The 14600-nt window shown below is 48.7% G+C and carries 15 protein-coding genes; 4 read left to right on the top strand and 11 right to left on the bottom strand.

Features of this window, described 5'->3' with window-relative positions:
- The 3 genes from secY to ACAH01_RS11710 all read left to right on the top strand — a co-directional run bounded on the left by secY (nucleotide 1) and on the right by ACAH01_RS11710 (nucleotide 2228).
- A complete protein-coding gene (secY, locus tag ACAH01_RS11720; protein ID WP_372479307.1) occupies nucleotides 1–1515 on the top strand; it encodes a preprotein translocase subunit SecY in 1515 nt (504 codons plus the stop codon).
- A gap of 186 nt (nucleotides 1516–1701) precedes the next feature.
- The gene (locus tag ACAH01_RS11715) at nucleotides 1702–1980 is read left to right on the top strand and encodes a hypothetical protein (protein ID WP_372479306.1); all 279 of its coding nucleotides are present in this window, start codon (nucleotides 1702–1704) and stop codon (nucleotides 1978–1980) included.
- On the top strand, nucleotides 1980–2228 hold the full coding sequence (locus ACAH01_RS11710; protein ID WP_372479305.1) for a hypothetical protein: 249 nt from the start codon (nucleotides 1980–1982) through the stop codon (nucleotides 2226–2228). The genes ACAH01_RS11715 and ACAH01_RS11710 overlap by 1 nt, the downstream gene beginning before the upstream one ends.
- A 314-nt stretch (nucleotides 2229–2542) precedes the next feature.
- Here ACAH01_RS11710 and ACAH01_RS11705 read toward each other — a convergent pair whose 3' ends face one another.
- The gene (locus ACAH01_RS11705) at nucleotides 2543–3139 is read right to left on the bottom strand and encodes a site-specific integrase (RefSeq protein WP_372479304.1); all 597 of its coding nucleotides are present in this window, start codon (nucleotides 3137–3139) and stop codon (nucleotides 2543–2545) included.
- 202 nt (nucleotides 3140–3341) lie between these two features.
- On the opposite strand from ACAH01_RS11705, the gene ACAH01_RS11700 reads away from it, so the two are divergent.
- Entirely contained in the window at nucleotides 3342–3758 is a 417-nt protein-coding gene (locus ACAH01_RS11700) for a hypothetical protein (protein WP_372479303.1), read from the top strand.
- A gap of 20 nt (nucleotides 3759–3778) precedes the next feature.
- Here the strand turns inward: ACAH01_RS11700 and ACAH01_RS11695 are convergent, their stop codons facing one another.
- The 10 genes from ACAH01_RS11695 to ACAH01_RS11650 form a co-directional block, all read right to left on the bottom strand.
- Entirely contained in the window at nucleotides 3779–3970 is a 192-nt protein-coding gene (locus ACAH01_RS11695; protein WP_372479302.1) for a hypothetical protein, read from the bottom strand.
- On the bottom strand, nucleotides 3949–4497 hold the full coding sequence (locus ACAH01_RS11690; RefSeq protein ID WP_372479301.1) for a hypothetical protein: 549 nt from the start codon (nucleotides 4495–4497) through the stop codon (nucleotides 3949–3951). Before ACAH01_RS11690 ends, ACAH01_RS11695 begins: the two co-directional genes overlap by 22 nt.
- Nucleotides 4498–4913: 416 nt before the next feature.
- Nucleotides 4914–5069, bottom strand: coding sequence for a hypothetical protein (locus ACAH01_RS11685; protein WP_372479299.1), 156 nt, complete (start codon nucleotides 5067–5069; stop codon nucleotides 4914–4916).
- A 347-nt stretch (nucleotides 5070–5416) separates the two neighbouring features.
- Nucleotides 5417–5647, bottom strand: coding sequence for a hypothetical protein (locus tag ACAH01_RS11680; protein ID WP_372479298.1), 231 nt, complete (start codon nucleotides 5645–5647; stop codon nucleotides 5417–5419).
- Between the two features lie 128 nt (nucleotides 5648–5775).
- Nucleotides 5776–6426 (bottom strand): hypothetical protein, encoded by a 651-nt coding sequence (locus tag ACAH01_RS11675; protein WP_372479297.1) that lies wholly within the window; start codon nucleotides 6424–6426, stop codon nucleotides 5776–5778.
- Between the two features lie 177 nt (nucleotides 6427–6603).
- Nucleotides 6604–7191: a hypothetical protein gene (locus tag ACAH01_RS11670; protein ID WP_372479295.1), complete on the bottom strand. Its 588-nt coding sequence runs from the start codon at nucleotides 7189–7191 to the stop codon at nucleotides 6604–6606.
- A gap of 596 nt (nucleotides 7192–7787) precedes the next feature.
- Complete coding sequence (locus ACAH01_RS11665) at nucleotides 7788–8177, bottom strand: hypothetical protein (protein WP_372479294.1); 390 nt, start codon at nucleotides 8175–8177, stop codon at nucleotides 7788–7790.
- A 7-nt stretch (nucleotides 8178–8184) separates the two neighbouring features.
- Nucleotides 8185–10719: a DUF1156 domain-containing protein gene (locus ACAH01_RS11660; protein WP_372479293.1), complete on the bottom strand. Its 2535-nt coding sequence runs from the start codon at nucleotides 10717–10719 to the stop codon at nucleotides 8185–8187.
- Nucleotides 10720–11658 carry a hypothetical protein gene (locus ACAH01_RS11655; RefSeq protein ID WP_372479292.1) on the bottom strand — a complete coding sequence of 313 codons (939 nt, stop codon included), beginning with the start codon at nucleotides 11656–11658 and terminating at the stop codon, nucleotides 10720–10722.
- Nucleotides 11651–14326 (bottom strand): hypothetical protein, encoded by a 2676-nt coding sequence (locus tag ACAH01_RS11650; protein WP_372479291.1) that lies wholly within the window; start codon nucleotides 14324–14326, stop codon nucleotides 11651–11653. Before ACAH01_RS11650 ends, ACAH01_RS11655 begins: the two co-directional genes overlap by 8 nt.
- Nucleotides 14327–14600 lie beyond the last annotated feature (274 nt).

Genomic DNA, 14600 nt, shown 5'->3' with positions numbered 1-14600 from the left:
ATGAGCTGGAAGGACACCGCCGAACCGGTCCTCGTTCGCATGCCCGCCGTCCGCCGGCCGGAGGGGCACGTCCCCTTCAAGCGGAAGCTGGCCTGGACAGCCGGGGTGCTCGTGCTGTATTTCTTCCTGACCAACGTGATGCTGTTCGGACTCGACATCGGGTCGGACTCGGCGCCACTGGGTCGATTCTCGTCGATCCTGGCGTCCGGTCAGGGATCGATCATGCAGCTCGGTATCGGGCCGATCGTCACGGCCAGCATCGTGTTGCAGCTGCTCGGCGGTGCCGACCTGCTCGGACTCGACACGCAGAACAACCCCCGTGACCAGATCCTCTACCAGGGGCTCCAGAAGCTGCTGGTGCTCGTGATGATCTTCCTCACGGGGCTGCCGATGGTCTTTGCCGGTGGCTTCCTGCCACCCACGTCGGTGAACCTGTTCGGGCTGAATCTGAGCGCCGGGGCCACTTCGTGGCTCATCTTCGCCCAGATCGCCGTCGGTGGCATCCTGATCCTCTACATGGACGAGATCATCTCCAAGTGGGGGGTCGGGAGCGGGATCGGCCTGTTCATCATCGCCGGCGTCAGCCAGCAGCTGATCGGTGGTCTGTTCGCGCACCCGATCTTCGGGAGCCCCCAGGGCGAACTCGGGTTCTTCCCGACCTGGTTCCAGATCATCACCGGCAACATCCCGATCGGTCCCGTCCTGCAGACTGACGGACTCCAGGAACTGCTGATCGGTGAGGGCCAGATTATCGCGCTCCTGACGACGATCCTCATCTTCGTGGTCGTCGTCTACGCGGAGTCGGTCCGCGTCGAGATTCCGCTCTCGAACGCGCGCGTCAAGGGCGCACGTGGTCGCTTCCCCGTGAAGCTCATCTACGCCAGCGTCCTGCCGATGATCCTCGTCCGCGCGCTGCAGGCCAACATCCAGTTCCTCGGTCGGATTCTGGTGTCCCAGACCGGCCAGAACGGCGTCATCTCGCTGTTCGGAATGGAACTACCGTGGCTCGGCGTCTACTCGATCTCACAGGGGAGTCCCGCCAGCCCGACGGGGGGACTGTTCTACTACCTGTCGCCGATCTACGCGCCACAGGACTGGATGTGGTGGGCCTACTCGACACAGGACGCGCTCAACGTGCTCCTGCGAGTCGGCGTCGACCTGACGTTCATGATCGTCGGCGGTGCGATCTTCGCCATCTTCTGGGTGGAGACCACCGACATGGGGCCGGAAGCGACGGCCAAGCAGATCCACAACTCCGGGATGCAGATTCCCGGCTTCCGACAGAACGTCGGCGTCGTCGAGAAGGTGCTGGAACGCTACATCCCGCAGGTCACCGTCATCGGCGGTGCCCTCGTGGGCCTGCTCGCCGTGATGGCGAACATGCTGGGTACCGTCGGGGGCGTCTCCGGTACCGGGCTGCTGCTGACGGTCTCGATCACGTACAAGCTGTACGAGGAGATCGCAGAGGAGCAGCTCATGGAGATGCACCCGATGATGCGCCAGATGTTTGGCTAGACCGAGATACAATCGATATACATCTCGGCTACCCCGAACACGCTTCATTTCTTTCATAGTCAAGTAGAGTCCGTCAGCCATAGCTCAGTAAGGAGTTAGAGTTATCACTGGCAGGTTTGTGAGCGCAAGAATATCCAGGAATTAAGACCCATACAGTCCTATTCCTAAGCAGAGGTTCTGATTTGGATGACAGCAAACAATGGGAGCGATAGCTATAGCTCCGACGAAGAGAGCATCGATGTAGAAACCGATGATGATGGGTCACACAGGCGGACACACCCAGAGACAGTTGAGATTAATGCGTACGATTTGTCGGTTCGACTGAAGTCTGAGGACAAGGAGCTAGGTGAGATGGTAGATATGGCCTCTACTGAGATGGAGGCTCTGATGCGTCATTCCCTACGGGGAGAGATGGAAGCGATTGAGGAAGAACAGTTGTCGATATTCGGGCTGGGGGATGACTAATGTCGGAGCATCCTTTCACCGATGAAGAAGGGGGTGAAGAAAGCGAAGATGGAGACGATTCTGGGTTGGAGAATGAGAGAACGAAGATAGATGTCCGTGTCGGCAACTTACAGATAGCAGTTGAAAACCACGACCGAGAGGCTTGTGAGGAGCAGTTTTATCGGGTGTATGAGTTTCTGATGAGCGACGTAGAGGAGTGGAGTCGTGCGATGGATAATGTTCTTACGAGAGACGGAGGGTTTCGCTGATGTCGCAGGAATGTGTCTTCTGCAATCGGTATAATCGGGGTGTTGAGCTTGGATGTTGTAACACGTTTGTCTGTCACGAATGCCTTCAGGGTGACGGCTGGAATCGAAAGGGTGGGGGCTGGGTTTCGGGGGCGGCTCAGGCACAATGTCCTCCTTGCGGGGTTTGGGTCGATATATGAATGTTCCCGGTCGGCTCGTCGGGTTCGCTCTCGCATTCGGTCTCGTCTTGGGTCTATTCGGTCTCGTCGTCTATGGCCTATTGAGTCTAGTCGTATAATACACAAAAGGTGGGGTTTGGCTGTCCCTGATTCGGTCTAGATTTCAACGGCTTGCATCTCTTCAACAATTACAGCTTCGGTGGGGCGGTTGAGGTATGGTTTAATCGCTTGGTAGTCGTTCCAGCCGCCCAACGACATTACGACTCTTACGTTGATTCTTTCCTCCACTAGGAGTTTGTTAGCCCAGTATCGGCGGAGGTCGTGACTGCTAATGTGTTTCCAGTCTTCGTCGCCAGTTTCTTCTGATAGTTCTTCAGCAATGCTTGTGACCCATCTTTGGACTGTTCGTTTTGATTTGTCTACAACAGGGTCTCGATTCTGGAGGTCACGGGAATATCGATATATGAGGGATTCAACTTCGTCGGGGAGCCAAGTGTCCCGAGCTTTCCCTTCTCCACCTTTCGTGTTCTTTCCTGCACTCACTCTGAGTAGGTGGTGGTCCCCTTCTTCGGTTCGGCGTACACTCGATGGTGTGATTTGGGGGACTTCGTGACTTCGTAGGCCACACCGGACCATTAGGGAGATTGCTATTTCGTGTTGGTCGCTTTTCTCTCGTGCTTTTTCGATTAGTTGCTTTACTTCTGAGTCGTTGAGCCAAACTTTGGTTCGGTCATTTTGGTTATCTAATCTCATTGTCTGTCTGTTTTTTACAGAGAACTACGACACTATAGGTGCTCGGTGGGTAGTTTGGATTGGTCTATCTGGGTGTTTTGTGGGTATTCTGTCGTTCTTGTTCAATAACAACGACAGAGCCGAAATATAGGGTTGAAGGGTAAGGGTAGCGTGCTGAGAGAACGTCGTAAACATTTAGATGTGTGATTGTATTAATGTCGTTATGAATAGACGGCAATTCGTAACATCCTGTGGGGCCATAGCTACTGTCGGACTTGCTGGCTGTGGAGGTGGAGACGACGGTAACGGTGGAACCGATACCCCGGATGTTGACTCTGGAGAAATTTACTCTGGAACGTTGGGGGAACTGAGAGACTTTCAGGTGGATGTTGTTGAGAGCCAAAGTGTAACCGTTGAAGCAAGCGACATTAACGAAGGTGAGCGGTTACAGTTTCAGGTAGGAGACGGAACGGCATTTGTACATACTTCTCAGTTCTATGAGGAAGATTCTGGGACAACGAACACATATGAGTTTGAAGACGACGGTCAACACCAACTTCAACTGAATGCGGAACGTCACGAAGCTCCGATGAATGAGGAAGTAGAGATTAGTGTTAGTATGGAAGTTAGCGAACCGTGATTGACGTACTTTAGCCTATTCTACGACACAGTATCTCCATCATCTTTCTTCTCAATCTTCACCTCCTTAGCAATCTCATTCATAATTTCACTATGCTCCTCAAGCTCCTCAGAGTATTCATCTCGAATCAAGCGTTTGAAATCGCTATTAAATTCTTCAATCCTATCTTGATACTCCGCAAAGGTCTCCTTCAAAAGTATCTCTTCATCCATCTCTTCGAGAAAGCTTCAGCCGCATTCCAGCCATCCCACTCCAGTAACTCATCCCTTTTAAACAATATCTTTCGCTGAATATCAGGCTGACCCTCTCTTTTGCTATACCTCTCGACCGCCTGCAACGGAGGTAGCTCTACGTGGTGAACATAAACACGGAACCGCCTGAGAAAAGTCGAGATTGGGTCTAACTGATGTTCTGAGAGCAATTCATTATATTCGTCTCCCCGGTTTTCAAGGTAGTTAGATTGTATGTTCTGCGTCTGGTCGTAGAGAGAATAATATGAGGCCAAGTAGTTGTGCAATCTTCGCTGGTATTCATACTGCACCTTCCGAATCAAGGTCTTTCTATTATCTCTCTTTGGTAGTTCCTCTTCGTAGAAATCGATGATGTCTATGAATTCCTCATAGTTAGCCGAAAGAATGTATTCAAGAGTGTCGATATTTTGTTCTAAGAATCGAATTTCGTTTGCGTAATGATTCTGCTCGGCATCAATTAGCGATTCAAATTCTTCCTCACTAGTCATCTTGCGTGGTTCTCGGGGAAGATAGGATATAATTGCTGGGCCAGTCAGCTTGTGACCCTGTTAGAAGAAACGCAAACTGAAGGGTATTGGACTATCGGCTATTTCGTATCCAATACAAATACGCAAGAATAGGTCCAAGGACACCTGCACAAACTACGAAACCCAAAAAGAGGGAATCAGTCCAAGAATCCAGATACGGACTTGTTACATTATAAAGTGGGTCTCCCTTCTCAATTGTGGAGGTTTCAACCAAGGCACTCATTCCCGCATATCCTACGAAGATGATGACAGCAACAACAATAATGACTAATATGGCGGTTATTAGACTGTCATCCCGTCCGTCCATACTTCCAAATGACCGTTATCTGTATTGAACGCCACGACTGTCTCGATGGCCACACTCTTCGCATAATTCCTCACTCATCGGAATTATCTATATATTCAATCGCCTCCCGTTCTCTTTCTCGTACTTCGTCTTCATCGAATTTTTTCAGGTGTAGCTCGATTATTGCCTCTACACCCTCCATCTCTTCTTCCGACAGACGCTTTTCTACCTCCTCACGGAGCTTCATCAATTCCATCTCTAATTTCCACAGTTCAACTTCACAGTCAACAAAATAATTCACCTCCTCTTCAGGAAAATTCTATAGCTTTCTCTGACACACTTAAACAAACGTATTGAAAGCCTAAAGGTATAATCTTAGTGAAAGATACTACTGAAGCTCAAACGGGTATACTATGTGCCGTATTGAATTAGATTCGAACACCGTAATATCTCTGCCAGTCCTCAGACACTCAACCGTATCTCTCTGATAATCTTCTACAGCATCCGTCACGTCTCCCACGGCGTCGGCTCGGTCGGCGTACACTCCGGATATGAGGTTACGGCCATCTATCTCACGACAGACAACGTATACCGTCATTGGACTGGTCGTTCTTGGATTTTGTACTTAGCCCACTCTATATTGTTCGTCTCCTCAGTTAGTTCGTAGCTGATGATTTTGTCAGATTCAGTCTTATCCCAGTCGCCACCAATTCTCGGTATTGCGACTTCTTCAACCCACTCAATGGCTTCTTCACGGTCTCGGTATACTCCTTTGACCCACTTTTTGGTGCGATTACTATCATAGGTGATGACGGATATTTCCATACAAAATATTCTCTCTACACGATAATATGTGCTCCCGTATCACGTATGGGTAGACATTGTAGAATAGAACATCCGAGTTACCTCTTGATTCTATACAAAAGACGGAGTTTACCTTCTGTATTCGTATTTCACAAACCAGTTGTCTGATTGGCCGTATTAACTGCATCTTCAACCTTCTCAGAGCCAATTTGCGTATTCCGTGTTGGGATACCTCTCGTTCCAACTCTTGCGTATGCAATAACTTGGTTGAGGGTCGGACTCAAGTCTTGAGATAGCTCTAGGTCGAGACCGAATTCAGTTCCATCAACGACTACACCACCAAGCTGTTCGCCCACGATGAGATATTCAGCCGTATTCCCGCTGATATGGGTTGATACGAGAAGGCCGGTGTTCAAAATTCGGGGTTCAACTGTAATTAAAATAGCCCCACAAGACACCAGTACGTTGAGGGTCGTCTCAAGAGAATACGGTGGTTCCATCAATTCAATTTCGGACATAACATTTGCCAAAACTGAAATTGCTTCATCTGTATGTTCAACTGTCTCGTTGAGAAGAAGATTCGAATCGAAGTAACCGTTGCTTGAATAATCACCATCGGTTGCTTCAATTGTGAGGTCCTCATCTTCCTGTTCTAAAATTCTGATTCGGTATTCGTTGTCATTGCCGTGTCCAGAAAGAACCAGTCTATCATCGTCGCAATTCGGTTCAACAATAATCCAGCCGTTTTCCAATAGCCTATTCTCCCATAATTCATTTCGAATTTTATCTATCTGTGACATAGTAACTAAACCATTCGAGTTAATATCTTATATATTTATTCATTTTTAGGCAAATTAATTCGATAAATATGGTGTTTTAGGGGGGATTTCTTACTGTATGGTGTTTGTAGAACTGATAGCTGTCCAGCGTTTTCAATTCTATCTCCCAATATAATCCGAGTTGAGAACTAAGACAACTCAGAACAATTGATGGAGAACATCTAATGTAAAATGTCTAAGTGTATTGAGAATTCCGAATTCACTCGCAACAGGCGTAATAAGAAGGAGAACTAGCGATACAAAGGTCAGTTTGATACAGATATTGAAAACACCGAACTTAGGGTCGTTCTTCTCCTTGTTCTTCCCAGTGGTGCGTACGTAGTCAAGAAGCAGTTGCTCCCGCTGGGCATCAACATTATCGTACTCCGAATAGTCGTAGAAATCCCAGATGTTCTTTCCCGGTCGCTCGTAATCCCGTGACCGGATAGCGTGAAGACCGAGACCAGCAGAGACCAATGCCGGTAGCAATATTACTACGAGAGCCAATGGGTGAAGGCCCTGATTGAACAAGGCCCCGAACGAAATTAGGAGTGCATCAACAGTTACGACAATCCCAATTTTGTTTTCTACGGTATCTCGACGGGTTTCTTCATCGTCATACTGGCGGCGAGCTTCCTCTAGCGTGAGGTCAAGCGTCGGGAATTCAGAAGGGTCGATAACGTCACGCTCATCAGCTTTATCTTCTTCGTCGGCTACTGATTCTTCAGTAGCCTCTTCCTCAGACATCTATCTTAGACGCTTCCCACACCGACTACATCGCTTTGGTGCTTTGTCAGCGTCTGAATTCAGTCGGGATTGGACCTCGGCCTCACTTCGGCAATCTGAGCAGAGTGGCATTATTGGAGAGATTGACCGCATCGACTACATTTTTTTGACCCTGAGCGAGGATACTTCCCCAGCGCCTCGACCGTCGCATCAGCTTCCGCTATACAATCCTCGCAAAGGGCCATCTACAGCTTCCTCCCACATCGACTACAGCGGTCTGCGGTCTTCTTGCCCTCTGTCTTCCCCCCTTGGAGCGAGACAGTCTCAGCTTCTTCGAGACACTTCGAACAGAGAGCCATCGTTAGAGTGGCTTTCCACAGCGACTGCACTTTTTCTCATCGAACTCTGTGGTTGTAAGTTCAGCATCATTGCGACACTCCGAGCAAAGCGGCATTAGAACCACCTACCACAACGGCTACACTTCTGCTTACTTTTCTGGCTGGTCGAAGACTCAGCTTCGCTTTTACACTTAGAGCATAGCGCCATACCCCCTATTTGTGATAGAATGCGGTTAAATATTCGCAAGGTAGGGTGGAAGTGGAAACCGCCAAGTGACGCTACTTTGAAGCGACGTATTGTGTAGCACTTTCCTGCGTCAGCGAATCAACGAAGAGTTCGTCGACAGCAATATCCTCATAGCTACTGCGTCCGGTCGGGACACCAAGTCTGACAACCTCTTCGTTGAAAACTCGCCCTTCCACCACAAACTGAATCATTGAGTAGCGTTTTACCGAATCGGTCTCCCGAAGGACGTTGTGGAGATGCCGGATTAGGTCTGTTTGTTCTTCCCCAGAATAGTGGAGGAACTGTCCGAGATAATTGACGGTCAATCGAGTTGGGAGGTTTTCGTTAGATGAGCAGGCTCGAAAGAACTCTAATGCCGTCCTCTCTTCGAGACTATCATCCACCGGCTCGGTGACGATATTGTAGACTGATTTCAGCGGCATTGTGTGTTTAGAACTGCATCAGGTTCATTTCCATCACGCTTTCATACGTGTCGTCACCAGTTGCATCAGCTACGTGTTCAGCTAGTTGCTCAAGCTCATCAGATTTCCACGCTTTCAGGTACTCTATCGTATTTTGTTCTGTCCGATAGAGATGAGCGAGGTAATGTACTTTATCGATTGCTAGTAGAGCATCCCCATTGTCATCTGGGCCGTGACCATTGAGCTTCTTTTCTATATACTCGATTCTATCTTCTCCCGAGACTGGCGATTTTTGTTTTCTCGGACCTTCTACTAACTCCTCATCCTCCAAATCCTGAACATTCAGCCCTTTCGCCATCAATTGTTTATTTAGCGAGTCATAGTTTTCCGCTCCTCTATCAAGCAAACCTGCGTATGAGCGAGAGAGCTGGTCAATAGATGGGGGTAAGTCGACTGTTCCTTCAACGACTTGCTCAATGACGCTGTCCACAGTATCCAAGGCTTCTTCTACCGATACCTGCTCACCTTCCGCATATACCTCTGGGTAGTGTCTTGAATAGTAGTACATACATTTTCCACGAAGTACTACACCGAGGTCGGCAATTGACATATCTTCGTGTTTGGCTCGTTCCTGCTCCACCATATCCTGAATCTCGAAGAAGAGGTCATCTCTTAATTCAGAGAGGGTGATTTCAGTGTTGACCTCTTCCTTATTACAGAACAAGAGAATGTCATATTCTGTATTATCCAAGTCAGTTATGTGCATATTATTATCTGTCTCGGATTGCACAGGATATGCTCCGGTGACAGTAAACCCGCTCTCGATTATAGCCTCCAGAATGACCGACCACGCCTCATTTTCGTTATGGTGATACGTGAATACCATCTCACCATCAGAATCCAAAACACGATGGCACTCCGAGAATACGTTACTTAGCGACTCGATAAAGAAGTCCTCGCTCTTTCCCACCTTTTCGTTAGCTACAATCTCCCGAGCCTTTGGCACTCGCTCTGATTGGAACTCTTCGTAGTCATCGTTGAGACACTCCCTGAGCCATACATAAAAGTAGTCAGAAAGCTCGCTATATTGAACATTATCGTAGTAGGGAGGGTCAGTTATTATATAATCCACACTGCCATCCTTTCGGTCTATGTGTTCGGAGGTAGAACATACTAAGTCCTCCAAACGCTCTTCAGAAATTGATTCGTTTTGAATCTCATATTTATTTACGGAGCCGTTCTCCTTCATCTTCTCAAATGGTTCCTCACAATACTCCTTAGCGTCGTAGACTTTCCTAAACGCACTTGTTAAAGAACTCAGATTGTCTTCTCTGTTGAGGGGGTTTCCGGTAACTGGTTGTACCTTTGGCATATAGATATGGCGCTCAAAAATACTAGTCGCTCGCTGGTAATTATATTCCCACCTACAGAGTATCGAGTTATACTCTAAGGAGCGAGATAGTGCAGTGATAAGAAATTCTTGAACATTCTGGTTATCGACCTCTAAAGCTCTCTCAAATGCCTTTGAGAAGGTCAACAGTTGGCGGTCGGTGAATAGTTCGTGGAAATAGTCATAGTTCCAGTTCTTGATTTGTCGAGTATTGTAGCCATCGGGAATCTCTTGACGAGGAAATACAGTCGGGTCAAACTCATCCCACGCTTCCTGAGCTTTGTTTATGTTTTCTCGGTCATCTTCATCTACTTCTTTAAATTTCTTATCTCCTGTCGGAGTCTGATACTGTATTACGAAATCTTCGAACTCAGGCTTTTTGCCTCTTCTTTGTAGTGTCTCCCGAACATCGTGTTTATGACCGTTACTACAGGTGTATTTACCTCGGCTATAGTTTCCGTCGCTTGGGTCAAAGGTTTGCCCGCACGAAGGACAGGTCTCGGAATCTTGGATTTCTCTGTCGAAAGTTATCACCCTATCATCACAGTCCGGGTTAGGGCAATATACCGCACCATCAATCGTCTTTCGAGCTTTAGCAAGACGATAGTTCTTGAAGAGACGGACCTGCTCATCGCAGGTGTTACACTCTATCACTTGACTTTTAAAGCTAAATAGAATTTCACCTTCTCTTCCTGTATCAGGGTCTGTTGTCGTATAGAACTCATCCAGTTCCTCACGCACATCCTGTAATAAGTTCTCAAACTCTTCCCGTAGTTGTCCTAAATCCACTTCGTCAATAGATTTCTTTATTGTCCACCAAGCTACGGGATTCAGTTCATACCCAACTGTGTTCGCACCGAGACGATTCAATTCAACAAGAGTGGTGCCTCCGCCCGCAAATGGGTCTAATACTGTCTCGTCAGAGAACTTATCCTCTTGATTCTGAAGATAGAGGCCTTCGTAGATACCCGATTGATTCTGCTTCAGAATATCATCTTTCGATACGTTCTCGTCTGTTAAGCAAGCAAGCCCAAGAGTTCGAAATGTTGCTCCGGGCCTCCTTGCCCACCATTTGTGTAGTGAATAGATTGGACGATAGTGATAGCGGTTGTATGATTCTCGCTTAGCCATATCATCCATCAGTCCGAGAGGAAGTTTGTCCCAAGATTCCATCTATACACTCACCTCGTTCGTCTTGATACTTAAAGCCGGAGTCATAACCTCCGTGAGACTCACTCCACCGTGTGTGATTTTAGACGATGCACTCCGAGTCGTCCAGTCATAGTGACCTCGTACCATGAAGTAGTCATCATTCCGTACTGTGATGTCGTCTTCCTCCAGTTTCCGGAGGAGACCGCTATTCTCTACCTCTCTAAACCGCCCGCTAAATTTGTCCTTCAAGATTTCCTCGTGTTCCTCAGATAGGCGATAAGGGTTGTTTCCCGAGAAATTCACGTAGCCGTGGTCACTTGTCACGAGAAATTCGTCGTGGGCGCTTTCGTTGACAATCTCAATGAGCAGGTCTTTCGCCTCTTCGTAGACCTCCCGAAGTTCTGTAATCGTGTATTTGCCTTCTTGCGCTGAGTGCAGGCGTTTATCGGGAAAACGAGACCAGACATACTCGGGGTCTGTGCCGGGTAATTGTGGGACTTCTGGCTCTCCAAGATAGGCTACGTCGTCGTGTTTCATACTGGCCTGCTTTCCACCGTTAGCTCCAAACCACGCATCAGCGATGAATTCTGTCTCGGTCGGGAGCGCCTCGACTGCCGCCCAGTCAAAGCTGACCTCCCAATCAAATTCCTCGGATAGCTCCCGTTCTAATTGAAAACCCTCCCGTAGACTGAGAGCGTCCATAATCACCCCACAACCGTCATCCAGTTCGGTAAGTGGGTGATTCCCCACCTGTCCCACTAAATCGTCATATAGCCCCGGATACTGGCGTGTGAGTTCGCACTCTAAGAGACGGGTTCGGTATTCTCGGCCGGCAACCACCTTTCCATCGAGAGCGTCCTCCCGTTGCCAGATACGGCGAAGACACTCAAATGCCCCATCGAGTACGTCTCCTTCAGTTAGATTTTCTACCTCTCGAACCCCCCAAAGGGGTTCACTCATTCTTTTGTACCTCCATCCGAACGTCTATCGAAGCACTAGCGGGAACATCCAAGTCTTCAACAATATCTAACACCCGTCGTTTCGACAGCGGACTCTCCGGGTCGAATTTGAAACGCTCTCGAAGCGAAGTTCCGTTCAATTCGGAGTAGCCGTTCAATCCGTGTTTATCGAGGTCGCCATCTGAAAGGGAAGCATCGACCGTTATTTTCATCTCGTGAATTTTCCACGAGGAATTCAACTGGCGTTCGAGGTCGTCTACGAGCGAGAACTTATTGTCCGCACTCAGGGGTGGCATCGAAGGGAAGGTCTCAATGGTCGGCGTTGACCCTCCGCCAGAACCACCGGTTGTTCCACCAGCAGAACCGCCTGCGGACCCACCAAGGGAGCCGCCCCCAGACGAACCACCTTCCGACCCGCCAACGTCGACGCCACCGAATCCTCCTTCGTCTCCACCTTCTCCGCCGCCCTCCACGTCGACTGAAACGTAGTCTGCGTGGATAACTGTCGAATTTCCGCCGATGGAAGACGGTCGCTTGTCGATAGTTCCGTCTATAGCAATCTCACCCTGCGCACAGAGGTCGAGAACGATTTCCTCGAACTCATTAGCGTCTGTCAACGTGGGTCGGCTAACATCCGTGTAGAAGTCTTTCTGGAGATATTTGAACTGAAGACCGCTCTCTCCCTCTTCGTCAAGAATCTCTCTTACTGCCTTGCTGATGTCGCTCTCGTCAGGGGCTACAATTCGGATTGTCGCATCGTAGAAGTTCTCATTGTCCCTGACGCTCAGTTTCGAGGGGACAAGGCGAGTCGTTCCTCTTCGTTGGGTGGGGATATGGACCGAACCGAACTTCTCACGAGTCCGCTCCAATAGGTTGTCGTGATTCTGCTGGTGGATTTCATCGAATCCTTCGGGAAGCTCACCACCCTGCTGTTTCAGTTGCTCGCCAGCGACAACGCTCTTAGCCATTTTGATGATACCCGTGTTCGATTCAATATCTCCCTCCGGGCCAACAACGATTAGCGTGTTAGGGAATTCTCGCCCCTCAATGAGTTCTTTGAACTCGTCGTCATAGTTGCGCTGGTAGTCGAGCCGCACCAGTATTCGGAGACCTTTGGTGTCGTCTATTTCCTGTTCAGTATTGACCGGACTCCAAATGTGTACGCTATCCTTCTCTCCAAAGAGCTTCTCTAAAACGAGATTCTCGATTCGGTGTACTGCATCATTTGTGTGAACGTCTTCGGCTTTCTTTTCGATACGGGCGGCAGGATTCTCATCTACGTCGAAAGAGTATTCTCCATTAAGACGGTGAATGTGCCACGCATATCCCTCAATTTTCCCTGTGACAGTCTGGATGATTTCGTGGGAGTTGATGCCGGGTCGAAGTGTTCCCATCAGCATCTCACGTCGATTTGCGCCAACTCGACCACCTTCCGAAAGGCTGTAGAGTAGAACAACATTCAGAAGCTCCTCTACGTGGGTTTCGAAGCCGCCATCTGACGAGAGCCGGTCGTGGTCGGCCTCGTACCGTGGAAGTAGCTCTTGGTCGATGGCGTAGAGTCTGTCGAGAAGCTGGTCACGAGCTACGTCTACATCCCCAGTCAGGATGAGGTCATTCTCTTCGTAGTTGTCTGCCAAGACCTCGGTAAGGAACGATAGGAGACCTCGGGCGTCATTTGACCCACTCCCGCTAAATTTCTGCATCAGGAGATTCAGCGCATCGGGGTGGAAGGGATAGTACTGTTGAATATTCTCTTCCATCTTCTGGTAGTCCTCTAAGTCGATGAGGTCCGAAGATTCGTACGCACCAATATAATCCTCTGCGAGATTGTCGATACCTTCTGGGTCATCCCGACTTCCGACGAGTCGATGTGTGAGAAATTGGATTTTCTCGTCTTGTCGGGCGGTGAGGTTGTGAATGAACGGATTCGTGCGGCCCGCAATATCATCCACTTCGAGGTCATTGTATAGGAGCGAAACGAAGGTGACGAGATTAGTGTCCTCTCGTTCGCTTGCCTCCATCAGATTTTGGAGGAACCCAAGGTTATCATCCCAGTACTCTCGCCGGAAACTCATTCCAAGCCACCGCTCAATTTCGTCGACAAACAGAACCGTTGGCTTGTCTCCAACCGCTTCACGAATATCTGCGTAGGTCGGGACCCCACCGATGTCGTCCAGCATCTCCTCAGCACCAAGTTCTCGGAAGATAGGTTGCCAGAGGTGAGTGATGGTCTCGCCTGAAGGGTTATCCAGATTGAGCATCTGGAGAGCAGACACCTGTGCCTCATCAGGGAGAGTCGCATCTATGCCATTTCTATCGAGCCACTTCTGTCCGAGGTCAGTCTGATTGAAGAGATGGTAGAGAACCAAGCCGACGTGAGATTTCCCACTACCAAAGTCACCGCCGATGACGTGTGCCCCTTCGTGAAGGCTATTTTCAGGGTCAAACCGCTCTGTAGTCCGCTTAATTATATTTTGGAGTGTCCTTGTTGGGTACGTGATTCTGAGAATTCGCTCCGGGTCCTTTTCCGGAACATCTGATTCGTCATAGAGGTTGTATAGGTCGACCTCATCAAGCAGGTTTCGTGTAGTAATTTGTCCATCTTCATTTAGAATTTCATCAGAGGGGGTGATTAAATCAGAGATAGTCCTCTCTGCTGTAGTTTGCATGTCTTTGGCAAGTCACACTACCCACATTACTCTTACTCTGCTCTATTGATTTCCTAGAGTCAAAGTTTGAACTTATATGAATATCAAATGCCCCTCACAGAATCTATCTCAGAATTGGTCAACAACCAGTCTATTGAAAGCAACTCATCCATGGGGGGGTCCAATGGGAACCCTGTCGTATCGGGGTTTGTAATAAAAACTTTAGGGGTCGGTATTTGATAGTCCTTGAATACCAAGAATTGAATATCAAGAACATCAAGAGAAATCATAGTAA

This window comes from Halomicrobium sp. HM KBTZ05 (genome assembly GCF_041530035.1).
Lineage (GTDB): Archaea > Halobacteriota > Halobacteria > Halobacteriales > Haloarculaceae > Halomicrobium.
This window is presented reverse-complemented; position numbering and strand designations above follow the sequence as displayed.